At 69.7% G+C, this 25,370-nt stretch carries 21 protein-coding genes, 1 pseudogene and 1 riboswitch; of the genes and pseudogenes, 16 read left to right on the top strand and 6 right to left on the bottom strand.

The window, feature by feature from the left end:
• Positions 1-16 precede the first annotated feature (16 nt).
• The 4 genes from dxs to SPR02S_RS56015 all read left to right on the top strand — a co-directional run bounded on the left by dxs (position 17) and on the right by SPR02S_RS56015 (position 4,199).
• Positions 17-1,924, top strand: coding sequence for a 1-deoxy-D-xylulose-5-phosphate synthase (gene dxs, locus SPR02S_RS20315; protein WP_019058827.1), 1,908 nt, complete (start codon positions 17-19; stop codon positions 1,922-1,924).
• Positions 1,921-3,306, top strand: a complete 1,386-nt coding sequence (locus tag SPR02S_RS20310) for an aspartate aminotransferase family protein (RefSeq protein WP_019058826.1) — start codon at positions 1,921-1,923, stop codon at positions 3,304-3,306. Before dxs ends, SPR02S_RS20310 begins: the two co-directional genes overlap by 4 nt.
• Before the next feature lie 120 nt (positions 3,307-3,426).
• Positions 3,427-4,077, top strand: a complete 651-nt coding sequence (locus tag SPR02S_RS20305) for a helix-turn-helix domain-containing protein (protein WP_019058825.1) — start codon at positions 3,427-3,429, stop codon at positions 4,075-4,077.
• Entirely contained in the window at positions 4,074-4,199 is a 126-nt protein-coding gene (locus SPR02S_RS56015) for a DUF6126 family protein (RefSeq protein ID WP_019058824.1), read from the top strand. The genes SPR02S_RS20305 and SPR02S_RS56015 overlap by 4 nt, the downstream gene beginning before the upstream one ends.
• Positions 4,200-4,217: 18 nt before the next feature.
• On the opposite strand, the gene SPR02S_RS20295 is transcribed toward SPR02S_RS56015, so the two are convergent.
• Positions 4,218-5,015 (bottom strand): tyrosine-protein phosphatase, encoded by a 798-nt coding sequence (locus SPR02S_RS20295; protein WP_019058823.1) that lies wholly within the window; start codon positions 5,013-5,015, stop codon positions 4,218-4,220.
• Between the two features lie 169 nt (positions 5,016-5,184).
• Here SPR02S_RS20295 and SPR02S_RS20290 point away from each other — a divergent pair, with 169 nt between their 5' ends.
• The 3 genes from SPR02S_RS20290 (at position 5,185) to SPR02S_RS20280 (ending at position 9,633) form a co-directional block, all read left to right on the top strand.
• Complete coding sequence (locus SPR02S_RS20290) at positions 5,185-7,257, top strand: alpha-galactosidase (protein ID WP_019058822.1); 2,073 nt, start codon at positions 5,185-5,187, stop codon at positions 7,255-7,257.
• Between the two features lie 302 nt (positions 7,258-7,559).
• Positions 7,560-7,722: riboswitch (cyclic di-AMP (ydaO/yuaA leader) on the top strand.
• Between the two features lie 4 nt (positions 7,723-7,726).
• Positions 7,727-8,659 (top strand): M23 family metallopeptidase, encoded by a 933-nt coding sequence (locus SPR02S_RS20285; RefSeq protein WP_019058821.1) that lies wholly within the window; start codon positions 7,727-7,729, stop codon positions 8,657-8,659.
• Positions 8,660-8,847: 188 nt separating this feature from the next.
• Positions 8,848-9,633: an SGNH/GDSL hydrolase family protein gene (locus SPR02S_RS20280; protein ID WP_019058820.1), complete on the top strand. Its 786-nt coding sequence runs from the start codon at positions 8,848-8,850 to the stop codon at positions 9,631-9,633.
• A gap of 110 nt (positions 9,634-9,743) precedes the next feature.
• Here the strand turns inward: SPR02S_RS20280 and SPR02S_RS20275 are convergent, their stop codons facing one another.
• Positions 9,744-10,358, bottom strand: a complete 615-nt coding sequence (locus SPR02S_RS20275) for a TetR/AcrR family transcriptional regulator (RefSeq protein WP_026150715.1) — start codon at positions 10,356-10,358, stop codon at positions 9,744-9,746.
• Between the two features lie 44 nt (positions 10,359-10,402).
• Positions 10,403-11,581, bottom strand: coding sequence for a glutamate dehydrogenase (locus SPR02S_RS20270; RefSeq protein ID WP_019058818.1), 1,179 nt, complete (start codon positions 11,579-11,581; stop codon positions 10,403-10,405).
• 248 nt (positions 11,582-11,829) lie between these two features.
• On the opposite strand from SPR02S_RS20270, the gene SPR02S_RS20265 reads away from it, so the two are divergent.
• Entirely contained in the window at positions 11,830-13,068 is a 1,239-nt protein-coding gene (locus SPR02S_RS20265) for an MBL fold metallo-hydrolase (protein ID WP_019058817.1), read from the top strand.
• A gap of 941 nt (positions 13,069-14,009) precedes the next feature.
• Here SPR02S_RS20265 and SPR02S_RS20255 read toward each other — a convergent pair.
• From SPR02S_RS20255 to SPR02S_RS20245, 3 genes are all read right to left on the bottom strand, one after another.
• Positions 14,010-14,384, bottom strand: coding sequence for a roadblock/LC7 domain-containing protein (locus SPR02S_RS20255; protein WP_019058815.1), 375 nt, complete (start codon positions 14,382-14,384; stop codon positions 14,010-14,012).
• Between the two features lie 564 nt (positions 14,385-14,948).
• On the bottom strand, positions 14,949-15,638 hold the full coding sequence (locus SPR02S_RS20250; protein WP_019058814.1) for a DUF4142 domain-containing protein: 690 nt from the start codon (positions 15,636-15,638) through the stop codon (positions 14,949-14,951).
• Positions 15,639-16,303: 665 nt separating this feature from the next.
• Positions 16,304-17,818, bottom strand: a complete 1,515-nt coding sequence (locus SPR02S_RS20245; protein WP_106436985.1) for a sialidase family protein — start codon at positions 17,816-17,818, stop codon at positions 16,304-16,306.
• Between the two features lie 428 nt (positions 17,819-18,246).
• Between SPR02S_RS20245 and SPR02S_RS60310 the strand changes: the two are divergent.
• The 8 genes and pseudogenes from SPR02S_RS60310 to SPR02S_RS20200 form a co-directional block, all read left to right on the top strand.
• Positions 18,247-19,461: pseudogene (locus SPR02S_RS60310) on the top strand (SLC13 family permease); the annotation flags it as partial.
• 7 nt (positions 19,462-19,468) lie between these two features.
• On the top strand, positions 19,469-19,996 hold the full coding sequence (locus SPR02S_RS20235) for a universal stress protein (protein ID WP_019058811.1): 528 nt from the start codon (positions 19,469-19,471) through the stop codon (positions 19,994-19,996).
• 113 nt (positions 19,997-20,109) lie between these two features.
• Entirely contained in the window at positions 20,110-20,481 is a 372-nt protein-coding gene (locus SPR02S_RS56010; protein ID WP_158697847.1) for an STAS domain-containing protein, read from the top strand.
• 65 nt (positions 20,482-20,546) lie between these two features.
• Complete coding sequence (locus tag SPR02S_RS63160; protein ID WP_019058809.1) at positions 20,547-20,714, top strand: hypothetical protein; 168 nt, start codon at positions 20,547-20,549, stop codon at positions 20,712-20,714.
• Between the two features lie 425 nt (positions 20,715-21,139).
• Positions 21,140-23,461 (top strand): SpoIIE family protein phosphatase, encoded by a 2,322-nt coding sequence (locus SPR02S_RS60305; RefSeq protein WP_078622947.1) that lies wholly within the window; start codon positions 21,140-21,142, stop codon positions 23,459-23,461.
• 108 nt (positions 23,462-23,569) lie between these two features.
• A complete protein-coding gene (locus SPR02S_RS20210; RefSeq protein WP_019058807.1) occupies positions 23,570-23,953 on the top strand; it encodes a zinc ribbon domain-containing protein YjdM in 384 nt (127 codons plus the stop codon).
• Positions 23,954-24,107: 154 nt separating this feature from the next.
• The gene (locus SPR02S_RS20205) at positions 24,108-24,449 is read left to right on the top strand and encodes an ArsR/SmtB family transcription factor (protein WP_019058806.1); all 342 of its coding nucleotides are present in this window, start codon (positions 24,108-24,110) and stop codon (positions 24,447-24,449) included.
• Positions 24,446-25,370: SulP family inorganic anion transporter (locus SPR02S_RS20200; protein WP_019058805.1), on the top strand; the 925-nt coding region annotated here is incomplete at its 3' end. The genes SPR02S_RS20205 and SPR02S_RS20200, both read left to right, overlap by 4 nt.

Genomic DNA, 25,370 nt, shown 5'->3' with positions numbered 1-25,370 from the left:
CCGAAGGGGGCCCGACGTGACGATCCTGGAGAGCATCCGGCAACCACGCGACCTGAAGTCGCTGTCCGAGGCGGAACTCGGCGAACTGTCCGAAGAAATAAGGGAGTTCCTGGTCCATGCGGTGGCCAGGACCGGCGGACACCTCGGGCCCAACCTGGGCGTGGTGGAACTGACCATCGCCCTCCACCGGGTCTTCGAGTCTCCAACTGACCGCATCCTCTGGGACACCGGCCACCAGAGCTACGTACACAAGATCCTGACGGGTCGTCAGGATTTCTCGAAGCTGCGCAGCAAGGGTGGCCTGTCCGGCTACCCCTCGCGCGAGGAGTCCGAGCACGACGTCATCGAGAACAGCCACGCCTCCACCGCGCTCGGCTGGGCCGACGGACTCGCCAAGGCCCGCCAGGTGCAGGGCGAGAAGGGTCATGTCGTCGCGGTCATCGGCGACGGCGCGCTCACCGGCGGCATGGCGTGGGAGGCGCTCAACAACATCGCCGCCGCGAAGGACCGGCCGCTGATCATCGTCGTCAACGACAACGAACGCTCCTACTCGCCCACCATCGGCGGCCTCGCCAACCACCTGGCCACCCTGCGCACGACCGACAGCTACGAGCAGGTCCTCGCCTGGGGCAAGAGTGTCCTGCTGCGCACCCCGGTCGTCGGCAACACGATCTACGAGTCGCTGCACGGCGCGAAGAAGGGCTTCAAGGACGCGTTCGCCCCGCAGGGCATGTTCGAGGACCTGGGCCTCAAGTACGTCGGCCCGATCGACGGACACGACATCGGCGCCGTCGAGTCGGCACTGCGCCGCGCGAAACGCTTCCACGGCCCGGTCCTCGTCCACTGCCTCACGGAGAAGGGCCGCGGCTACGAACCCGCCCTCGCCCACGAGGAGGACCACTTCCACACCGTCGGCGTGATGGACCCGCTCACCTGCGCACCCCTCGTACCCTCCAACGGCCCTTCCTGGACCAGTGTGTTCGGCGACGAGATCCTGCGCATCGGGGAGGAGCGGGATGACGTCGTGGCCATCACGGCGGCCATGCTGCACCCGGTCGGCCTCGGCAAGTTCGCCGCGAGGTTCCCGGACCGGGTGTGGGACGTCGGCATCGCCGAGCAGCACGCGGCCGTCTCGGCGGCGGGCCTCGCGACCGGCGGTCTGCATCCCGTCGTCGCCGTCTACGCCACCTTCCTCAACCGTGCCTTCGACCAACTCCTGATGGACGTGGCGTTGCACCGCTGCGGGGTGACGTTCGTCCTGGACCGCGCCGGGGTGACGGGAGTTGACGGTGCGTCACACAACGGTATGTGGGACATGTCCATCCTCCAGGTCGTGCCCGGCCTGCGGATCGCCGCCCCGCGTGATGCCGACCAACTCCGGGCCCAGCTACGGGAAGCGGTCGCGGTCGACGACGCGCCTACCCTGGTCCGCTTCCCGAAGGAGTCGGTCGGACCGGAGATCCCGGCGATCGACCGTGTGGGCGGCCTCGACGTCCTGCACCGGGGCTCGGAGACCCCCGAGGTACTGCTCGTCGCGGTGGGCGTGATGGCGCCCGTCTGCCTCCAGGCCGCCGAGCTCCTCGAAGCCCGGGGCATCAACTGCACGGTGGTGGACCCCCGTTGGGTCAAACCCGTCGACCCGGCGCTGCCCGGCCTCGCCGCCGAACACCGCCTGGTGGCCGTCGTGGAGGACAACAGCCGCGCCTCCGGCGTCGGCGCCGCGGTGGCGCTGGCGCTCGGTGACGCCGAAGTCGACGTCCCCGTACGGCGGTTCGGCATCCCGGAGCAGTTCCTCGCGCACGCCAAACGCGGCGAGGTGCTCGCCGACATCGGCCTCACACCCGTCGAGGTCGCCGGACGGATCAGCGCAAGCCTGGCGGTCAAGGACGCGAACGCCGGCACAGCCAAGGAGAAACCCGAATGACCAAGGAGTTCGACCTCACCGCGCTGCTGGCCGAGCGCGGAGCCGAGCGCTACGAGCTGCACGCCAAGTACCTGAACCACCAGCTCCCGCGCATGCTGCACACCATCGGCTTCGACAAGGTCTACGAGCGGGGCGAGGGCGCCTACTTCTGGGACGCGGACGGCAACGACTACCTCGACATGCTCGCCGGGTTCGGGGTGATGGGCCTGGGCCGCCACCACCCCGTCGTCCGCAAAGCGGTGCACGACGTCCTGGATGCCCAGCTCGCCGACCTCACCCGTTTCGACTGCCAGCCGCTGCCCGGCCTGCTCGCCGAGCAACTCCTCACCCACAGCCCGCACTTGGACCGGGTGTTCTTCGGCAACAGCGGTACGGAGGCGGTCGAGACCGCGCTGAAGTTCGCCCGGTACGCCACCGGGAAACCCCGTGTCCTGTACTGCGACCACGCCTTCCACGGCCTGACCACCGGCTCCTTGTCGGTCAACGGCGAGGACGGCTTCCGGGACGGCTTTGCCCCGCTGCTGCCGGACACGGCCGTACCGCTCGGTGATCTCGACGCCCTGGCACGGGAGTTGAAAAAGGGCGATGTCGCCGCCCTCGTCGTCGAACCGATCCAGGGCAAGGGCGTGCACGAGGCCCCGCCCGGCTATCTGCGCGCCGCGCAGGAACTCCTGCATCAGCACAAGGCGTTGCTCATCGCCGACGAGGTGCAGACGGGTCTGGGGCGCACCGGTGACTTCTACGCCTACCAGCACGAGGAGGGCGTGGAGCCGGATCTGGTGTGTGTGGCGAAGGCGTTGTCCGGCGGCTATGTGCCGGTCGGCGCGACCCTCGGCAAGGACTGGATCTTCAAGAAGGTCTACTCGTCCATGGACCGGGTGCTGGTCCACTCGGCGAGCTTCGGGTCCAACGCGCAGGCCATGGCAGCCGGGCTCGCCGTGCTCTCGGTCATGGAGAACGAGCAGATCGTCGCCAACGCCCGTGCCACCGGGGACCAGTTGAGGACCCGGCTCGCCGCGCTGGTCGACAAGTACGAGCTGCTCGCCGATGTGCGCGGCCGGGGCCTGATGATCGGCATCGAGTTCGGCAGGCCCAAGTCGCTGAAGCTGCGCAGCCGTTGGACCATGCTCCAGGCCGCGCGCAAGGGCCTGTTCGCGCAGATGGTGGTCGTGCCGTTGCTCCAGCGGCACCGGATCCTCACCCAGGTCTCCGGCGACCATCTGGAGGTCATCAAGCTGATCCCGCCGCTGATCATCGGCGAGCGTGAGGTGGACCGGTTCGTGGACGCCTTCACCGCTGTGATGGACGACGCGCACAGTGGTGGCGGGCTGATGTGGGACTTCAGCAAGACGCTGGTGAAGCAGGCGGTGGCGAACAGGTAGGGGCGGTCAACCGGTACGGGGATCGCCGACCGGTAGCCGAGGTCTCGGCCGGGCGTCGTGGGCTTTTGCCTCTGGGGCAAGAAATTTGCCGCAGAGGCAAGCCTGCGGCTCAATGGAGGCATGAGCTCTTCCGAGACCGAGCCGGAATCGCCGACCGGGCCAGAATCGCAGATCGGACCGGCCGACGACCTGTCGGCCACCGTCGCTCCGCAGCTCCGCGCCCTGCGTCGCCGCGCCTCCCTCACCCTGGAGGTCGCCGCCCGCTCCGCCGGACTCTCGCCCGCTCATCTCTCCCGGCTGGAGACCGGGCTGCGCCAGCCCTCGCTGCCGATGCTGCTCGCGCTGGCCCGTATCTACGGTACGACAGTCTCGGATCTGCTCGGCGAGACGGTCACCGACCGGGACGCGGTCGTACGCGCCGCCGACATGGAACCGACCCGGGCGGGCGGCTGGACCTACTGGCAGGCCGGGGCGCCCGGTCGCGGGATGCAGTCGCTGCGCGTGCGCATCCCGCACGGCTCCCAGGGCGACATCGTGCGCGTGCACCCCGGCGAGGAGTGGCTGTACGTCCTCAAGGGCCGACTGCGGCTGCGCCTCGGGGACACCGCGCACGTCCTCGCACCGGGCGACAGCGCGCACTTCGACTCGCTCACCCCGCACCGGCTCGCCGCCGCCGACGAGACCGGTGTCGAGGTCCTGTTCGTCCACACCCTGCTGCAGAGCCCCACGGCCACCCTGTGCCTGGGCCCGATCACCGGAGAGACGCCATGAGCGGCAACAACATCGAGGACAAGTTCCCGCGCGCCCTATGGGTACGGCTCATCATCTACATCGCCGTCGGCCACGTTTTCGCGGCCTTCATCTACCTGCTGTTCTCCGTGGGCGCCAAGTAGCCCGCCGCAGCGGCCGGTTCAGTCGAGCAGGCGCTCGCGCAGCAGCTCCCGGGTCTCCGGGGTGATCCCCAACCCCTGCTCCAGATAGGCGTCCACACCGCCCCAGGTCTCCTCGACGGTCTCGAAGGCCGCCGTCAGATACTCGGCGCGGGCGTCGAAGAGGGGGCTGAGGAGCTCCATCACCTCGGGGGAGTAGGCCGAGGCGGAGGAGCCGCTGCGGCGCACCTTGTAGCGACGGTGCTTCGCGTTCGACTCCAGGTAGTCGGCCACGATCGCCTCGCGCTCCACGCCCACGGCGAGCAGCGTCACGGCTATCGACAGGCCCGCGCGGTCCTTGCCCGCCGCGCAGTGCATCAGCGCGGGAACGCTGTCCTCCGCGAGCGAGTGCAGCACCTGGGAGTGCTCGGCGGTGCGCTCCGTGACGATCGTGCGGTACGAGGTGATCATCCGGTGGGCGCCCTTGCCGTCGCCGAGGATCCCGCGCAGCTGGTCTGTCTCGCCGTCGCGGACCATCTTCCAGAACTCGGAGCCGTCCGCCGGGTCGGACAGCGGCAGATTCACATTGCGCACGCCGGGCAGCTCGACGTCGGGACCCTCCAGCTTCTGGTCCGACGCGTTGCGGAAGTCGAAGATCGTGTGCAGCCCGAGGGAGGTGAGGAACGCCGCGTCCTCGTCGGTCGCGTGCGCCAGATGACCGCTGCGGAACAGCACCCCGTGCCGCACCCGCCGTCCGTCCACCGTCGGCAGTCCGCCCACATCCCGGAAATTGCGCACTCCGGACAACTCCGGCTCGGTCGACGGAATCTGCTGCGTCACGAGGACTCCTCCCACTCGGCCCGACGACGCGGCTCACCGGCGGGCACGCTTCCGACGATACGACATCGATTCCACAGGCTCTGAGTTGTCCACAGGCGTTGCCTCGCAGGCCCCGGCCATTGATGATGTTGCTGCTTGAGTGGACTTGTTCGAATCTGTGAGGGGCCTGATGCTGGAGATCGCCGAGAACGGCCGTACGTGGGTGCTGTCGGGCCCCACAAGCAGCTACGCCGTCCATCTCACCGAGCACGACGAGCTGCTCCACCTGCACTGGGGGCCGGTGATCGCGCTCGCCGACGCCGAGGAACTCGCCGCCCGCCCACTGCCCGTGGGCTCCTCCTTCGAGTCCCCGCTCGACGGACGCGAGGAGTACCCCGTCGAGGGCGGCCCCCGCTTCGCACGCCCCGCCCTGTCCGTGCGCACCCCCGAGCGCCGCGGCACGGAGTGGACCTTCGAGCGGTACGACACCGAGGGCGACGAACTGCGGCTGCGCTTCCGGGACACCGGCCTCGCGATCACGCTGCACTACCGGACGCGCGGTGACGTCGTAGAGCGCTGGACGAGCCTCGACAACGACGGGGACGAGGCACTGGAGCTGCTGCGCGCCGACTCCGCCGTGTGGACGTTGCCCGAGCGGGAGGGGTGGCGGCTGTCGCAGTTGCACGGGCGGTGGGCCGCCGAGTCGCGGCTGGTGCGTTCCGACCTCGCCTACGGTGAGAAGGTCATCGGCAGTCGGCGCGGACACACCGGGCACCAGCATCTGCCCTGGGTCGCGCTCGACCTCGACGCCACCGAGGAGCGCGGCGAGGTCTACGGCTGCGCCCTCGGCTGGTCGGGGTCCTGGCGGATCGCCGTGGCCCAACTCCCGGACGCGCGCGTGCAGATCGGCGGCGGTGCCGGGTACGATGACTCCGGGCTGCTCCTCCTGGCGCCGGGGGAGTCCTTCACGACCCCCGTCTTCGCCGGACTGTGGAGCGACGCCGGCTTCGGCGGCGCCAGCCGCACCTGGCACGACTACCAGCGGACGTACGTCATCCCGGACGCGGACCAGGACCGGCCGGTGCTCTACAACTCCTGGGAGGCCACGCAGTTCGACATCTCCGAGGAGCAGCAGGAGGCGCTCGCGCAGCGTGCGGCGGCGGTCGGGGTCGAGCTGTTCGTGGTCGACGACGGCTGGTTCGGCGCCCGCACCAGCGACCGCGCGGGGCTCGGTGACTGGACCCCCAACCCGGACCGCTTCCCCGCCGGCCTCAAGCCGCTCGCCGACCGTGTCCACGCGCACGGCATGCAGTTCGGCATCTGGGTCGAGCCCGAGATGGTCAACCCGAACAGCGACCTGTACCGCGCGCACCCGGAGTGGGTGCAGTACCAAGAGGGACGAAAGCGGACGGAGTTCCGCAATCAGCTCGTCCTCAACCTGGCCCGCGAGGACGTCCAGGAGTATCTCTGGGAGCAGCTCGACGGGCTGCTCTCCAGCGCCCCGATCGACTATGTGAAGTGGGACTTCAACCGCTGCTTCACGGATGCCGGGTGGCCCGGTGACGCCTATCCGCAGCGCCTCTGGGTCGACCATGTGCACGCCCTGTACGGCCTGTTGGACCGGCTGCGGGCGGCCCACCCGGGCGTCGCCTTCGAGTCCTGCTCCGGCGGCGGCGGCCGGATCGACCTCGGCATCATGAGCCGTACGGACCAGGTGTGGACCTCGGACAACACCGACCCGCTCGACCGGCTCGCCATCCAGCACGGGTTCAGCCAGATCCACCCCGCGCGCGTGATGGCCGCCTGGGTCACCGACAGCCCCAACACCCAGCTCAACGACCGGGTCAGCAGCCTGCGTTTCCGGTTCGTGAGCGCCATGGCCGGGGTGCTCGGGGTGGGCGGCGACCTCTCGGAGTGGACCGAGGAGGAGCTCGCCGAGGCCCGCCGGTGGGTGGATCTCTACAAGGAGATCCGGCCGCTCGTGCAGCACGGTGACCTCCACCGGCTGCGCCCGCCGAGCGGCGGACTCAGCGCCGTGCAGTACGTGCGCGGCGACGAGACCGTCGTCCTCGCCCTGCTCCAGGCGCAGCACTACGGCGAGCCGCTGCCGGCGCTCCGGCTGCGCGGGCTCGACCCGACAGCGTCGTACGAATGCCTCGAAACGGGTGAAGTCCACCGAGGGGCCGTGCTGTTGCACCACGGTCTGCGCACCGGGCTGCGCGGTGACCTTGATGCGACGGTTCTCCGGCTGCGTCGCATCTGATCCTTCTGTCCTAATTGCAGCCTTCGTTCCAACTCGCTCTGGAATAAGGGGACCTGAGGGGCGTGTACGTGAGCAGCGTCATATTCGTGACCGTGGGTCGTTCGTCATGTTCACGTAATTGACGTGCTTTTGCTGGGGAATTGAGGAGTCGAGGCCCGGGGAATTCACGGAGGGTGACTGTGAATTCCCACAGGCAATCACAAGAAACGCAAATCCGTGGAACCTCCTGCTTGTCCCTTTGCGTCTTCCTCGCTTACGTTCGCCACCAATCCGGACGGACGCCCAATCCTGCCGCCGACCGGACTCCGTACCCACCCACCCGAAAGCGGCAGGAGCGGGGGACCCACAGGTAAGACGCCTGTTCCGGTCTCCGGAACGGGCTTGGGGTAAAGCCGCGACCAGCGCGCGGCCGGGCATCTCCAGCTCGCACCCGACAGCTCACCTCGCAGGCGCCGGAGAGGAATTCGTCATGCCCGCGAAGGGTAAGCACCGCCGCCCGAAGGCCCAGCGCCTCACCCGCTCGATAGCCGTAGCCGGAACCGGCGGTGCCGCGCTCGCCCTTCCGCTCGTGGGGGCCGCAGGCGCTCATGCCGCCCCTTCGACTTCCGCTCCGGAAAAGGCCGTTCAGTCCGTTCCGGCGGTGGAGAAGGCGGCGACGGAGAAGGTGGCGACCGCCAAAACCGCGGGCGTCAAGACGTATTCGGTGAAGGCGGGCGACTGGCTCGCGAAGATCGCCGAGGAGCAGGACGTCACCGGCGGTTGGAAGAAGATCTACCAGGACAACCGCGAGGTCATCGGCGGGGACCCGTCGCTGATCCACCCGGGCCTGAAGCTCTCCCTCGGTAAGAAGGCCTCGACGGGCGGGACGGACACCGGCACTTCGTCCAAGTCGTCCGGTACTTCGTCTTCCTCGTCCTCGTCGTCCTCCGCCTCCTCGTCCTCGTCGAAGAGCAGCTCGGCCGCGCAGAGCGACAACAGCACCAGTACCTCCACCGGTTACACGCTTCCCGTGACCGGAGGCACCATCGGCACCGGCTATCACGTCGCGGGCAGCATGTGGTCCAGCGGCTATCACACCGGCGTCGACTTCGTCGTCCCGACCGGCACCACCGTCAAGGCGGTCGCCGCGGGCACGGTCGTCTCGGCGGCCTACGACGGCGCCTACGGCAACGAGGTCGTCATCCGACACGCGGACGGCGAGTACTCGCAGTACGCCCATATGTCGCAGCTGTCGGTCTCGGCCGGTCAGACGGTGACCGAGGGCCAGCAGATCGGCCTCTCCGGCGCGACCGGCAACGTGACCGGCCCGCACCTGCACTTCGAGATCCGGACCACGCCGTATTACGGCTCGGACGTGGACCCGGTCGCCTACCTGCGCTCGCACGGCGTCACCGTCGGCTGACACCGGAGCCCGGCGCCGGGCAGTTCCGGGGTCAACGCCCCTGATCAGAGGGTTATTCCGACTTTGGACAACCCTTTACGAGTGGCTTATATCACCGCCCGTCAACCCCTAAATACGATCGCGTAGGTCACAGCTCAGGGTGAATTATGGTTGCCGTGGCTAACGATTCGAAGAGTGACAACAGATCAGTGATCGGGTCGTACGTGGCGGTGGGGGACAGCTTCACCGAGGGCGTCGGCGATCCTGGGCCCGACGGGGCGATGGTCGGCTGGGCCGACCGGTTCGCGGTACTGCTCGCGGACCGGCGGCCCGAGGGCGACTTCGAGTACACCAACCTGGCCGTGCGCGGGAAGCTGCTCGACCAGATCGTGGAGGACCAGCTCACGCGGGCCAAGGAGATCGGGCCCGACCTGGTCTCCCTGGCCGCGGGCGGCAACGACATCATCCGTCCGGGCACCGACCCCGACGAGGTCGCCGAGCGCTTCGAACGCGCGGTCGCCGACCTCACCGCCGCCGTCGGCACCGTCATGGTGACGACCGGCTTCGACACCCGCGGCGTGCCCGTGCTCAAGCATCTGCGCGGCAAGATCGCCACCTACAACGGACATGTGCGGGCCATCGCCGACCGCTACGGCTGCCCGGTGCTCGACCTGTGGTCCCTCAAGACGGTCCAGGACCGGCGGGCCTGGGACGGCGACCGGCTCCACCTCTCTCCCGAGGGGCACACGCGCGTGGCGCTCCGCGCCGGCCAGGTCCTCGGCGTCGAGGTCCCGGCCGACCCGGACCAGCCCTGGCCCCCGCTGCCGCCGCGCGGCACGCTCGACGTCCGGCGCGACGATGTGCACTGGGCGCGCGAGTACCTGGTGCCGTGGATCGGGCGCCGACTGCGGGGCGAGTCCTCGGGGGACCATGTGGAGGCGAAGGGCGCGCTGTCTCCGGACGACATCAAGATGCGGATCGAGCGGGTGGCCTGACGGGACGACGCGGTGACGGGTGCCGAGGTGCTGGGTGAGGGGGTGACCCCTCGGAGAGGCGGCTTTTTCGGGAGGCGTCTCCTCGAAGAGACGGCCTTTTCCGGAACGGCTCAGAGAGCGGTCAACGCCGCCCGCTCCAGGCCGAGTTCCCGTGCGAGCGCCTCGTCGACCCACTCCAGGGCCCGCGCCCGCGACACCGCGCCCCCGTAGGCGGTCATCTGTACGGCGAGTCCGTCGAGCAGGGCTGTCAGGCGCAGGGCGGTGCCGGCCGGGTCCGGGCAGTGGAACTCGCCCGCGGTCACTCCCTCGGCGATGACCTCGGAGAGGGCCTGCTTCCACTGGCGGTCGAGATCGAGGGTGACGTCCAGGAGGGCGGGTTCGCGCAGTGCCGCCGCCCAGCCCTCGATCCACAGCCGCCAGCCCTTGGCCTGCCCGGTCGGCGCGTACCAGCGCAGCGCGGCCCGCAGTCGGCGCAGCGCGGTCGTGCGGCGGTCGAGCAGCTTGCGCAGATGGGCGAGGTCGTCCTCGGCGGCGAACGTGAACGCGGCGGCGACCAGTTTCTCCTTGGTCGAGAAGTGATAGAGCACCAGCGCGTTGCTCACCCCGAGCGCCGAGGCCACGTCGGCGATCCTGACCGCAGCGACCCCTCGCGCCTCGATCTGCTCGACGGCGGCCCGCAGCAACTCCGCCCGCCGCTCCGCCACGCCCAACCGCACTCTCGCCACGCGGTCACCCTAAGCCGTTGCCCATAGGGGCGTTGTCCCGTACGTCACCGGTACCAGCCGAACCGTTCCGCGATGACCGGGAGCCGCTCCGCGACGATGGCGTGCGCTGCGGCACGCGGTGTGGTGCCGTCGGCCTCCGCGCGGGCCAGCATCCGGTCGATCAGGGCACGCATCGCACGCCGGGTGTGGGCGAACGCCTCGTCCGCGTCCGGGCCGATGTCGCCGAACAGGGTCCACCACCACCAGGCGTTCGTCCCGGAGTTCACGACCACGTCCGGCAGCACGGTCACCCCCCGCGCGGAGAGCAGTTCCTCCGCCTCGGGCAGTACAGGCATGTTGGCCGCCTCGACGATCCAACGGGCGGTGATCCCCTGCTGGTTCGTGGTGTCGATCGCGTACGACACCGCCGCCGGAACCAGCACCTCCGCCTCTACGGACAGCCAGTCCTCGCCGGGGAGTTCGCGATCGCCGGGGCGCAGCGCGGAACGGTCCACGGTGCCGTACCCGTCCCGGGCCGCGAGCAGCGCGTCCACGTCGAGTCCGGCCGGGTTCACGATCGTGCCCTTGACGTCGGCGACGGCGACGATCGTCAGCCCCGCGCGCGTGAGGAACCATGCCGTGGCCCCGCCCATGGTGCCCAGCCCCTGCACGGAGACCCGCGTCCCCGCGTACGGCACGCCCGCCCGGTCCAGTGCGGCGAGCACCGACTCGGCGACCCCGCAGCCGCCGACCAGCTCGTCGAGACCGATGCCGTCCACCTCGACCGCGAAGGCGTCCGCGAGCCGCCGCCGCGCCTCCGTCTCGTCGTCGAGCAAGGGATACACGGCCTGGATCGTCGACACGAGCCCGGCTTCCACGGCGGCCCTGTCGACCAGGTCCTGACTGAGCCCGAGATCCTCACCCGTCGTCCAGAAGCTCTCGATGTACGGCCGCATGGCGCGCAGGTAGCGCACGAGGAGGCCGTACGACACCGGGTCGCGGGGATCGCAGTCGATGCCGCCCTTGGCGCCGCCGAGGGGGACGTAGCGGCCCTCCGGGTCGTAGTGCAGGGCCTCTTTCATGGTCATGCCGCGGGCCAGCCCCGCCACCTCGTCGAGCGTGCAGCCCGGCCGCATCCGCAGTCCGCCGCTGGACACCCCGCGCACCAGCCGGTCGACGACCAGGAAGCCCTGGCGGCCGGTGACGTGGTCGGTCCAGGTGAGCGACATCAAGGGGGCGGTCATGGGGACTCCTCGCGGCGTCGGCCGGAAGGCCGGGTACTGAACGGCGAGTCAGTATCGGAAGCGGTGTCGCGTCCTGTCAACGGAAGATCGAGTCCCGGCCCGTGCTGAGGACCGCCACCCCGTGGTGTCAACCTCCGGGGCGCAACTTTGGTCTTTCCTTGGAATGCGGGCTCCGGGATGCCGATCCACCGGCGTTGTCAGAGGGGTCGACCATAATGGAAGCCTGACCGACTCCACCTGGAGGAATCGTGACCGGAATCCGTACCCTGAGCTCCGGGCTCCGTGAGCTGCGGCCCGCGGCCTTCGGCGCGGACCCGAGCGGCGAGCGCCTGGCGCGCATCCGCAGATCACCCCACTTCAAGGACGGGGTCTTCCAGAACCCCGGGGGCAATACGAACGTCCGCCCCTCCGGGGGCACGATGCGCGAGATGGGCAAGTCCTATCTCGACAAGGAGCAGCGCGCCCTCCGCGCCCCCAACGGTGTGCTGCCGGTACACGCCACCACCCTCGCCGACCTGGCCAAGCCAGCCGCCACCGGGCTGCGGCTGACCTGGATGGGGCACTCCAGCGTGCTGGCGGAGATCGACGGCCACCGGGTCCTCTTCGACCCGGTCTGGGGCGAGCGCTGCTCCCCGTTCCCGTTCGCCGGACCCAAGCGGCTGCACCCGGTGCCCCTGCCGATCGCCGCGCTCGGCCCGGTCGACGTCGTGGTCATCTCGCACGACCACTACGACCACCTGGACATGCCCACGATCAAGGCGCTGGCCGACACGGACACCCTGTTCGCCGTGCCGCTGGGCGTCGGCGCCCACCTGGAGCACTGGGGCGTGTCCGCCGACCGGCTGCGCGAGCTGGACTGGCACGAGGAGACCAAGGTCGGCGGCCTCACCCTGACCGCCACCCCGGCCCGCCACTTCTGCGGCCGCGGCCTGCGCAACACCCAGCACACCCTCTGGGCCTCCTGGGTGGTCGCCGGTGACGAGCACCGGATCTACCACAGCGGCGACACCGGCTACTTCGAGGGCTTCAAGGACATCGGTGCCGCACACGGCCCGTTCGACGCCACGATGATCCAGATCGGCGCGTACAGCGAGTTCTGGCCCAAGAATCACACGGACTATACGCCGCTTCCTGGGGCGTGGCCAGACATTCACATGTCGCCGGCCCAGGGGGTGCAGGCCCATCTTGACCTGCAGGGAGGTGGTCCGGCTGGGGTGCTGTTGCCGATCCACTGGGGGACCTTCAACCTGTCCCTGCACGCGTGGGCGGAGCCGGGGGAGTGGACGAAGTACGAGGCGGAGGAGGCAGGCCAGGCGGTGGCGTTCCCGCGGCCGGGTGAGCCGTTCGAGCCCGCGGGGAGGCTGTCGGCGGAGGCGTGGTGGCGGGCCGTGTCCGGTCCGATCGCGCACCCCTGGCGGCGTCCTCGGAGTACTGAGGGTGTGGCCGAGCCGAGCAAGAAGGATCTTGACCTCGCGGGTGAGCGGTGACGTCGGTCGGAGACGAGATGGGGGTGATGGTCCGGATGCTGGAGCGTCTTCCGGCTGGTGAGCTGGATCGTTTGCTGCTCGATTTGGGCGGGGCGCCCCGGGTGGAGCGTGAAGTCGCTGCGCAGCGATTCAGGCCCTTGCCGTCTCCGAAGGGCCCTTCGCGGGTTATCGTCCGCACACGCATTGTGCAGCGCTGAGCTTGCGGGAGAGGGGCGGCCGGGTAGGGCTCGGCTGCACTGCTCGGCCAGTGTCGATGGCAGCGTCTAGGGTGCCGCTACCTGCTCGACACTCGGGGGCAGGCCCCGGGCGCCGGCAGCCCCGAGGGGCCGCCGCTCAACGCGTTTTTCTCACAGCAGGACAGCGGGACAGCTGGCCTGCCGCCCTCTTCGACCCGTCGGTGGATCCGAACGTGATGTCACGATTCACGCATCGCCGGTACTTGTGGGTGACCCGGTCACAGGCGTCATACGGTCGGCGTGCGGACCGGCGCAGCGTCGCCGGTGTGGACGTGGACGCGACACCGAGGTAGCCGTGGAGTTCGCCCGTCCCCCGAAGCGACGTACGCGACACGATGGTTGACACCGTTATCGCGCCGGACGCAGTCGCCGTCCGGTACGGCAGCACGAGGCGCAGGTCGTCGCCGCCGAGAACGCGACCCCGAGTGTGAGCGCGGGTGAGTTCGTCGTGCTCGTCAAACCGCCCCCCGGTTCCGTATTGGGTGACCTGTATGGATGCTCGCTGCTTGCCGAGTGGGTGGGAGTGCGGCTCGCGGGATGTGGCGGCATCCGAGGGCGGCGTCGCACCACAGGCCGCCCTCGGATGCCCGACCCTTCCTTCACGCTCAGGACCCTGTACGACCACATATTGCGTTCATGTTGATGTGATGAGTTGAAGAAGTCTTCACATCATGGGCAGGCGTGATTTCTGGAGGCCGGGCCGAGCTAAATCTCGATCTGTCCCTCCACGTGTTTGAGCTGGTGGCGGGCCATCGCCAGGTTCGAGCGGGCCTTGTCGAGTACGAGGTACAGGAACAGGCCGTTGCCGCTGCGGCCGGTGATCAGACGGATCAGGTGGTACTGGCTGTCCAGCGTGATCAGGATGTCCTCGATCTGGCCCTTGAGGCCCAGCTGCTCCATGGTGCGCACCATGGCCCGGATGACATCCGTGTTGCCGGCTGCGGCGATCGTCAGGTCCAGGGTCTTGCTGCCGCCCAGCGTGCCCAGCGCCATTCCGCTGGTGTAGTCGACGACGGCGGCCCCCAACGCCCCCTCGATCCCGGCCATCATCTCCTTCAGCGACACTTCCACACTCGCCACAGCGCCTCCTCTTGTGTTGCGTTGACTGCGGCGGACCGGTGCTGCCGACCCGCCTCGGTGTCCGGACCGTAGGCGTGCAGCCCTCACTCGCGGGGAGTCTCTTCGAGACTGACCCGCGACGATCGGACAACGGCTCGACGGGGCCTGTTGATACGCCAGAACTGCCCCGACTGGTACGGAAGTTGACGCCTGGTCCGGCGTGAGCCGCAAACCGGGATCATGGGGTACGGGTCTATCGACCGCGCGTTCGCGGAACCAACGCCGGCCGCTCCCGGCGCCGAGGTGCTCACCAGTGGTGATGATCGGCACGAACCCGTCCGTCGGCCTGGGCCGGTTTCTCTGCCTCCGGCAACGCGCCCTCGGCTCCAGAGGCTGCGCCCTCGCCGAACTGACCGCGGAGGCCACCGACGGGTCGCTGACTCGCTGGAAGGTGCGGGCCGGCCTCTCCGGCACGGCCGAGCTGCCGCCCGGAGAGGGCGCTGACCAGCAGCGCACCTCAGAGGACGGCGGGAGGCTGAGGCCGGACACGACGGCCGGTTGGCGTAGGAGGTGCGGCCCGCGTCCCTATCGCACCGACGGACTCGGTGAGAGCGTGCTGTTCGCCGGCGGCGTGAGAACGACCTGTGGCTGTGTCACGGCCGGGGGCGGCGGGGTTATGTCCTGGGCCGGGAGCGTGGGCGCGGTGGTCTCCTGGAAGAGGACCTGGTCGAAGTCGACCAGACCGGTCTTCTCCAGGACCGTGATGAGGTCCAGGACGATGCCGTTGGCCTGGTCGGCCAGGGCGCGGACCAGCGTGTTCTTCGTGGTGGTGCGGACGCTCGCGATCGTGGAGAGGATCTGGCCGTCCGTCGCGCGCAGGAGGGTGGCCATGTCGGTGTCGAACTGTTTGCCGCTGTCCGCGTTCAACTTGGCTACGAAGCCCTGCTGTTGTGGCGACGGCTGGTTGGGCAGCGTGATGCCCAACTGGCCGGCAGCTCTGCGGGCGGCGGCGTCCAGCGAGGCATCCCCGTCGATCAGGTGCTTCCCCGCGGTCTTGACCGCCTTGGTCCTGCCCTTCCTCAACGCTGTCTGGCCAACGGGGTACTCCCACAGCCCGGCGGAGCGCACCTTGACCACGAAGTCCCGGTCGGCTTCCGTCAGCGGTCCGGTCGCCGGGGTGGCGATGACCCGCTCGGGCGCACTCCTGACCTTCTGGACTCCGAGCATGGCGGGGTAGAGGAGCGACCCGAGGGTGAGGCTGAGCGCACCACCCACGAAGAGAGTCCCCGCCGCTTTCCGTGAAACGAGCACGGTGTCTCCTGTCCGGTGCGGAACCCGCACCCACAGCAGTACGGATGCGGGGTCTCACGGAACCTCTTGGGCTCGTAATGGGTTCGTAAAGTCGATCGGTGTTCGGTACCCCGTCGGCACCCGTGCTGACCGCGGCCGGCCACCCGCCTGCCCGGGCGAGTGCCCGACGCCGTCGCGATCCACGGTTCACCATCGTCACCATCCCCTTCGGCTCGGGCTCCGCTGACGCTCTCCGCTTCACCTCGGACGCGCCAGGAACCGAACTGTGGCCGAGGACGCGCCGCAGTGACATCTGGCACGGATGCCCTCGCCGGGGCGCAGGACGCCGCGATGACAGTCTCGCCCGAGGTGCCCGTTGCCCGTACCACGGCGAAGCGGCGGTCGGCGGTGTGATCGTCGGGGTCCTCGTCCGTCCTGTCGTCCTCGTGGCGCTTGCCGGAGGACGCGGTCGCGGCCGGGCCGAGTGATACGGCGGCAGGACCTGCCGGTACTCGTGCAGAACGGCCCCGAGCGTGAGACGTCCGTCGACGCCACGTCCCGCTCAAGGTCCCTGCTGCACGAAGGGGAGGTGGCGTGGAGCCGCCCCGGCAAGTCCTGCCGGGGCGGCTGCTGCGATCGGAGGCTGTCGGTCAGGGGCTGTCCTCGCCGCCTCCGGTGCCGCCGTTGGCCAGCCACTGCGCGTAGGCGATCGCGGCCAGGCGGGCAGAGAAGGCGTTGTCACGTGCGGTGGCGGTCGTGGCGGCGGCGGTGCCTGCCGCTGCGGTCAGGCCCGAAGCCGGCGTGTACATCGCCTCGTTGAAGACCGAGCCGCTGGGGGCCGAGGCGACGGCGAAGACGGGGTGGGCGGTTCCGCCGGAGAAGGAGGTGGAGATGTAGTCGCCGACCATGGTGCCCTGCGTGGTGCTCGCCAGCCAGGAGTGGGTCATCGGACCGGCCAGCTGGGTCGGCGCCGTCCAGGTGCTGCCGGCGTTGGTCGAGGAGACGTACCCGACGTCCAACTGGCAGGTGGCGGCGGTGCAGTTGGCGACCGGGTGGTAGTAGTACGCCAGCGCCAGGTGCGCGGTGGTGCCCGAGGTGGCCGGGTCGACGGCGAGGCCGGGGATGAAGTGGTCGACGGTGCTGGTCGTCGCGTCGATCGGGATGCGGGTCACCGCTGACCAGGTGGTGCCGTTGGTGGTCGTCGCCATGACGATGTCGTTGGAGGTGCAGGAGCCCCCGCTGGCGCGGAAGCGGCAGTCCTGCCATACGACGTACACCTTCCCGGCCGCGTCGATCTCGGCGGAGGGCAGCGGGCCGCTGCGCAGGCTCCCGCGCACGGTGAAGGTGCTGACGGTGGCGATGGTGGTGGTCGAGGTCCAGGTGCTGCCGCCGTTGGTGGACCGGAAGGCGAGGATCGACGTCTCGGAGGCGTTGGAGGCCGGGACGATCACCGTGCCGTTGGGCTGGACGACGGGCTGGCCGCCCAGGCCGGTGGCGTTGTTGCCGGTGTTCTTCGAGGCGCCCCAGGTGAGACCGCCGTCGCTCGACGTGGTCATCTTCAGACGGTCGCCGTCGCCGTTGTTGTCGTACTCGGTGTAGCAGTTGCCGTAGAAGGCGCTCGTGGCGGTGTTGTCGCAGACGATCCAGTTCTTGTCGAGGCTGGAGCCGGTCGCGGTGATGACGGGGTTGCTCCAGGTCAGTCCGCCGTCGGTCGAGCGGCTGGTGAAGACCTCGGGGACGGTGACGGACGAGGTGATGGGGATGGTGGAGATCAGCCAGGTGTTGTGCTTGGCGTCGTAGGCCACCGCCGGGTCGCTGACCCGCTGGAAGGTGCCGCCCGCCTGCGTGGTGATCCCGGGCAGGAAGCCCTTGGTCCAGGTGGCGCCGCCGTCGGTGGAGGTGCTGAAGCCGACGTTGGAGGAGCCGCCGTCGTTGAACCGGCCGACCTGGAAGGCGGAGACGATGGTGGAGCCGTAGGAGAAGGTGTCGGGCTCGACCTCCGTGGCGTGCTGGCTGGTGGAGTTGGTGTAGGGATCGGCGCTGATCTGGGTGAGAGCGGGCGCGGCGCTGGCGGTGGTCGTCGACAGCGCCAGCAAGCCGGCGGCGAGGGCCGCCGTCACCAGGCCGGGTCTCGCCAGCCGGTGGAGCAGTGATGCCAGGGACATGATCCGTTCCCTTTCGCGGAGGGGCACGTCCGGCATCGGTGCGTCGCGAAGTGGGGTCGGGAGCATGCCTCGTACACGTCCGCACCATGAGGGCGGGCGGAGCCCGGCCGAACCGAACGTCGTGCAGGACGTGCTGAAGGACGCCGCCACTCTGCTGCGCAAGCATGGTCATGTCAACGCGTTTCGTTGCAACCCCACCTGAACCACAGGGAATTGACGTCCCCTTGACTCTCGGACAGCCCGATGGCCCGCCTTGCCGCACCACGCCTGACGACGGGCAGCCGCTGCCGCGGGGACGGCACAAGGCGGGAACGTCTTACTTCGGCGGGATACCTTCGCCGTGACTCACCGGCGGCCCGTCCGCCGCTGCACGGAAGGACCCGATTCTGAACGCCTCGCTCGCGGAGACGCTGTCCGTGGCGCTGCTGATGCTGGTGCTGGCCTGCGCGATCGTCCGCCCCTTCGGCTGGCCGGAGGCGGTGGTCGCCGTCCCGGCCGCCGTGCTGGTGATCGCCACCGGGGCGATCTCCTGGGACGACGCCGTGGCCGAGGCCGGACGGCTCGGGCCGGTGATCGGCTTCCTGGCGGCGGTCCTGGTCCTCGCCCAGATCTGCGACGACGAGGGGCTGTTCCACGCCTGCGGGGCCTGGATGGCGCGCACGGCCGCGGGCCGGCCACGCCGCCTACTGGCCCAGGTGTTCCTGGCCGCCTCGCTGATTACCGCGGTGCTCAGCCTCGACGCCACGGTGGTGCTGCTGACCCCGGTGGTGTTCGCCACCGCGGCCAGGCTCGGCGCGCGCCCCAAACCGCACGTGTACGCCTGCACCCACCTGTCCAACACGGCCTCCCTGCTGCTGCCGGTCTCCAACCTGACGAACCTGCTGGCATTCGCGGCCAGCGGGCTGAGCTTCACAAGGTTCGCCACGCTGATGGCGCTGCCCTGGCTGGCCGCGATCTGCGTCGAGTACGCGGTCTTCCGGCGGTTCTTCACCACCGACCTGGATGCCGGGGCGCAGGCCCCACCCGCCGCTGACCCGCCCGAACTGCCGCTGTTCGCCCTGGTCACCGTGGGCTGCACGCTGGCCGGGTTCGTCCTGACCTCCGCGCTCGGTATCGATCCGGCCTGGGCTGCCCTGGCAGGCGCCCTGGCCCTCGCCGTACGCGCCCTGCTTCGGCGCCGCACCACCCCGAAGGTGCTGATGCGCTCGGCCTCGGTGCCCTTCCTCGCTTTCGTCCTCGCGCTGGGCATCGTGGTGCGGGCGGTCGTCGACAACGGGCTCGACACGGCCCTGGGGCAGCTCATCCCCGGCGGCACCGCACTGCCCGCCCTGCTCGGTCTGGCCGTACTGGCCGCCGTACTGGCGAACATGATCAACAATCTGCCCGCGGTACTCGTACTGCTGCCACTGACGGCTCCGTCCGGGCCCGGCGCCGTCCTCGCCGTGCTGGTGGGGGTGAACATCGGCCCCAATCTCACCTACGCCGGCTCGCTGGCGACCCTGCTGTGGCGGCGTATCGTCCACGCCCACGACGGCGAGGTGGAGTTGAAGGAGTTCACCCGGCTCGGCCTGTATGCCGTTCCGGCGAGCCTGGGCGCCGCGGTGCCGGCACTGTGGGCCTCACTGGCCGCGATCGGAGGAGGCCGACCCCATGACCGTGGTGGTCTGGATCGTCGAGGGCACCTGGTCCGCCTGCGTGGACGCCGCCCGCGCCCACACCCCGGCGGACGCCGACATCATCCTGTTCCACGTCACCCCGGCCGACATCCCGGGCGCGGCGTACGGCGCCTTCGCTGGCCTGCTCGGCCGCGGCCAGCCCTGGGGGCACCGCCCGGCCGAAGGCTGGGGGAGCGACCCCGGCACCCGCCTGGAGCACCTCGCCGCCACGTCTGCCGCCCAGCTCCTCCAGGCCGCCGCCGAGCGGCTCGGCCGCCCCTGTACCCGCAGCGAGCGCACCGGCCGCATGGAACGCGAGGTTGTCGCCGCGGCGGAGGGTGCCGACCTGCTCATCCTGGCCCGCGACGGCGACCGCAGCCACCTCGGTCCGCACAGCCTCGGTCCCGCCAGCCGCTTCGTCGTCGACCACGCTCCCTGCCCAGTTCTGCTGGTCTGGCCCGAGACGGCCCCCGGCCTCACCACTATGCCGTCCCTACCACCCCATCCCCCACGCCACCGGTAGGAGTGGGCTCCGCTCGTAGCGCCGTTCATCTGAGTCCACCCCGATCCTGTGCTGGTGACCGTGGCCGCGCGTACTGTGATGACAGCTCACCTTGCCGCTCAGGGGTGGGTGGTGTGCCGGGAAGTCTGGTCGGCGACGTATCCGTCGCGCCCGGAAGGCTGGCCCTGCCGCTCATGCCCCCTCGCCGCCAACGTGCCCGGACAGTCGTCCGGCTGCGTGGAGACCTGACCTCCAGCAGGGCGCCTCGCGTCCGGAGGAAACTCCTGAGAGCCTTCGCCCGGGCCCCGAGCATCCTGGAAGTAGACCTCGGCGAGGTCACCTGTCTCGCCCCGGAGGCCGGCGCGCTGCTCCTGGCCGCCGCAGCCACCGCGCGCCGGTCCGGCACGCGTTTCTTCATCAGCCGTGCCTCGCCCCGCGGCCTGCATGTTCTCCGGCAGTTGGGCATGCAGCACCTCACGGACACACCGCTTCTTCCTGACCCGTAGCTTTGCAACGAGACAAGAGTCTGGCGATGCCATCCCGAAACGATCCCTCCGCTCCGCCTCCTTCCATGCCGCAGGAGATCGTGATCCAGGAGGTCCTCACCTGCTTCGACGCCTATGCCCGTATCCGCAGGGCGCGTGACAGCGTCCTTGCCGCCTCCCGCGTCAGCCCTCGGGAGGAAGAACGCGCCTTCGACGATCTGCAACAAGCCATCTCACGGCTGCGCACGACTTAAGCGAGGACCAGTCAGGGCGAGACTGTGCGGACGTACGGCGGCGGCCTGGGTGAGCAGGTCGCCCAGCGGGCCAGTGGTGGTGCCGAGGGCAGTGCAGGCGGCGAGGCCGAGCACGGGGAGCCGCAGCGTTGACGGGTTTTCTACGACGGCCGCGTCCCCACCGGGGGACGGTCTCAACAGCATGTGCGTGGTCCTGGTGACGACTGAGGCGAAGGCGGTCAGGGCCAGCAGGAGGGCGTGGCCGTGGCTGTTGGACAGCGGTTCGCGTTGCCCGTCCCGAGTGTCGGAAGACGGTGACCGATACTCGGTCGCGAGTGGGCGAGTTGGGCCATTGCGGAGCCAGTAAGCGACACCTGAGAGTGGATGTGGCCGGGATGCGGTGAGATTGCCCGATTCACCACAGCAGCCAGCCGGTTGGGGCCGATATGGGCGACACGATTACAGCAGCGGTCTCCGGCGGAGCCGGAACCAACGGGTGTACACACCGCCACTGTGCCGTACGGCTTCGTGATGACGAGTCGCCCCGGGTGGAGGACCGGTTCCGGGGGCTGTTGGAAGCGGCCCCGGACGCGATGGTGATCGTCGACGACTCGGGGACGATCAGACTCGTCAACGCGCAGACGGAGACGCTCTTCGGGTATCAGCGGGCAGAACTCCTCGGCCGCCCGGTGGAGATACTCATTCCCGGCCGGTTCCGTGCCCAGCACGGCGTCCACCGCGACGGATACACCGGCACCCGGCAGGTGCGGCCGATGGGGGCGGGGCTGGAGCTGCACGGGCTGCGCAAGGACGGTAGCGAGTTCCCCGTCGAGATCAGCCTCAGTCCTCTGGAGACCGCCGACGGCCTGCTCGTGTCCGCCGCCGTCCGCGACGTCAGCGAACGCAAGGCCGCCGAGGAAAGGTTTCGCAGCCTGCTGGAATCGGCTCCGGACGCCATGGTGATCGTGGACGACGCCGGAACGATCAAGCTGGTCAACGCACAGACCGAAACTCTCTTCGGCTACCCGCGCAAGGAACTCCTCGGCCGTCCTGTGGAGTTGCTGGTGCCCGAGCGGTTCCGCTCGCATCACATGCTGCACCGCGGTGATTATGCCGCCACCAATCGCCAGGTGCGGCCGATGGGGGCGGGGCTGGAGCTGCACGGGCTGCGCAAGGACGGTAGCGAGTTCCCCGTCGAGATCAGCCTCAGTCCTCTGGAGACCACCGACGGCCTCCTTGTCTCCGCCGCCGTCCGCGACGTCAGCGAACGCAAGGCCGCCGAGGCCCGCATCAACGAACTCGCCGCTCTCGTCGAGTCCTCCCAGGACGCGATCCTCGCCAAGACCCTCGACGGCCGCATCACCTACTGGAACACCGCCGCACAGCGGCTGTACGGCTACACCGCTGAGGAGGCCATCGGCCGCCACGTGTCCATGCTGGCGCCGCCGGAGCGCAGGGACGAGATCATTCACCTGCTGGAGGAGCTGCGCAAGGGCGCGAAGATCGAGCACTTCGAAACGCTCCGGCTCACCAGCAGCGGCAGGATGCTCGACGTCGACGTCACTCTGTGGCCCACCCGCGACACCAGCGGCACGGTCATCGGCGCCTGCGCCATCGTCCGCGACATCAGCGACCGCAAACGTGCCGAGGCCGAACTTACCGAGTTGTACGAGCAGCAGAAGCACATCGCCCTCACCCTGCAGCGCAGTCTGATGGGTACCCCGCCGGCCATTCCCGGTCTGGCCGCTGCCAGCCGCTACCTGCCCGCCACTCAGGGCGCGGGCGTGGGCGGGGACTGGTTCGACCTCATCCCGCTGGGGGCCGGCCGGGTCGGGGTCCTGATCGGCGACGTCATGGGCCGCGGCCTGGAAGCGGCCTCCGTGATGGGGCAGTTGCGCTCCGCCGCCCACGCCCTGGCCAAGACCGGGATGCAGCCCCGCCAGCTCATGCAGGCCTTGGACGCGGTCGTCGCCGACCTCGACGTCCCCGACCAACTGGTCACCTGCTGCTACCTGGTCATCGCCCCGGACGCCGGTTCCGTGACGACCTGCTCGGCCGGCCATCTGCCCACGCTCGTCGCGGGCCCCGGCGCCGGCACCCGTAGGCTTCCGGCGCCCGTCAACGCACCGCTAGGTGTCGGCGACGTCCTCTACCAGCAGTCAACCGCGGCGATCCCGCCCGGCGCCGTCCTCGTCCTGTACACCGACGGCATGGTCGAGACACCCGGCAGCGACATCGAATACCAGATCGACGTACTGACCGCAGCCCTCAGCGACGCCTTCGCCTCCGACACCGGTCTGGAATCCGTCGCGGACCACGTCCTGGCCACGCTGCTGCCCGATGCCGAGGGCCACAACGACGACGTCACCCTGTTGCTGGCCCAGTTCCCCGCCGCCCCGCTGGCCACCGCCACCGCGGAACTCCCGGCCACCGCTCCCACGGTGTCCGAGGGCCGCTCCTTCGTGGTCAAGACCCTCACCTCATGGGACTGCGTGCACAGGGCCGACGATGCCAGGCTCCTGGTCTCCGAGGTGCTCACCAACGCCGTCCAGCACGCGGAGGGTCCCCTCGTCCTGCACCTGCGCCGTACCGCCACCGAACTCGCTGTCGAAATCAGCGACCTGAGCCCTCACCTGCCCCAGCCTCGGCTGGCCGCCGAGGACGAGGAGTCCGGGCGGGGTCTCATCCTCGTCGACACCCTCGCCGACAGCTGGGGCGTCCGCCCCACCGACCAGGGAAAGACCACCTGGTTCACCCTCCGGCTGTGAGCAACGGATCTCATGCCTGCTCCTCCTCCGCTGGTGAGCTCTGTGGCGGTCGTTTCCGCGCGTTGGCTGAGGGGATCCTGCGTGGTGTGGGCCGGATACGCTGCCGGGATGATCGAGACTCTCCCTCCCTGTCCGAAGTGCTCCTGTGAGTACACCTACGAGATGAACGCCCTGGTGGTGTGCCCAGAGTGCGGCCATGAATGGGTGCTCGCCGAAGGTGGCGCGGACTCCGGCGCTCCCGCGATGGGGGTCCCCTCGGCCGAAGGCTGGGGGAGGGTTGTCAGGGACTCCGTCGGCAATGTGCTGCAGGACGGCGACTCCGTGGTCGTGGTCAAGGCGCTCAAGGTCAAGGGGAGTCCCTCGGGTATCAAGGCCGGTACGAAGGTGCGCAACATCCGGCTGGTCGACGGGGCCGACGGTCACGACATCGACTGCAGGATCGACGGTTTCGGGGCGATGCAGCTCAAGTCGAGCGTGGTCAAGAAGGGCTGACCCCCTCGTTCGCTGGAATGTCCCGGCATCGGCGTGGTGATGAATTGCCAAATTTAGCAATTGGTTAGATGCTGTGTTGTCTGTGTTCGCAGGTAGTCGCGGGCGCAGTCTTCGCCTGCCCCGGCCGGGGCGCTGTCGGGGAAGTCGAGGAGTCGTGTCCGTTCCGCTGTACCAGGCCAAGGCCGAGTTCTTCCGGATGCTGGGACATCCCGTACGGATACGGGTTCTGGATCTGCTGCAGGACGGGCCGTTGCCGGTGCGGGACCTGCTGGCCGCGATCGAGGTGGAGCCCGCCGGCCTCTCCCAGCAGCTGGCCGTGTTGCGCCGCTCCGGGATCGTCACCTCGACGCGGGAGGGGGCGGCGGTCGTCTACGAGCTGGCCGGCGGGGACGTGGCGGACCTGATGGGGGCGGCGCGCCGGATCCTGACCGAGCTGCTGTCCGGGCGCAGCGAACTGCTCGCCGAGCTGCGTGAAACCGAGGTCGTCGCACGATGACCATCGCCTTCACCCGGATCCGGGGCAGGATCGCCGAGCTGCTGCCGGGTCGTTCGGATCTGGCGGAGACGCGCCGCGACCCGCGCCGGGATCTGCTGGCCGGTCTCACGGTGGCGGTCGTCGCGCTGCCGCTCGCGCTCGGCTTCGGTGTCTCCTCAGGGCTGGGCGCCGAGGCCGGGTTGGCGACCGCGGTCGTTGCCGGTGCGCTGGCCGCGGTGTTCGGCGGTTCGAATCTGCAGGTGTCGGGGCCGACGGGCGCGATGACGGTGGTGCTGGTGCCGATCGTCGCCGCGCACGGACCGTCCGGAGTGCTGACGGTGGGGCTGTTGGCGGGCCTGATGCTCGTCGCCCTGGCCCTGCTGAGGGCCGGGAAGTACATGCAGTACGTGCCCGCGCCGGTGGTGGAGGGCTTCACCCTCGGCATCGCCTGCGTGATCGGTCTCCAGCAGATCCCGAACGCGCTCGGGGTGCCCAAGCCGGAGGGCGACCGGGTCCTGGTGGTGACCTGGCGTGCCCTGGAGGAGTTCGCGAAGAACCCGAACTGGACCGCCGTCGCCTTCGCGGTCGCGGTCGCCGCCCTCATGCTCATTGGCGCCCGGTGGCGGCCCGCGATTCCCTTCTCCATCCTCGCGGTGATCGCGGCCACCGTGGTTGCCCAGGCAGTCGGCCTGGACGCGGCGAAGCCGATCGGTGACCTGCCATCCGGACTGCCCGCGCCCTCCCTCGCCTTCCTCGACCTCGGCGCGGTGGGCTCCCTGCTCGCCCCGGCGGTCGCGGTCGCGGCGCTCGCTGCGCTGGAGTCCCTGCTGTCGGCCTCCGTCGCGGACGGCATGACGGTGGGCCAGAAGCACGACCCGGACCGCGAACTGTTCGGCCAGGGCCTGGCCAACATCGCGGCCCCGCTGTTCGGCGGGGTGCCGG

Origin of the sequence: Streptomyces prunicolor NBRC 13075 (genome assembly GCF_000367365.1) — a bacterium.
Taxonomy (GTDB): Bacteria; Actinomycetota; Actinomycetes; order Streptomycetales; family Streptomycetaceae; genus Streptomyces; species Streptomyces prunicolor.
The sequence above is the reverse complement of the archived record's forward strand: the minus strand, read 5'-3'. Positions and strand labels throughout refer to the sequence as shown.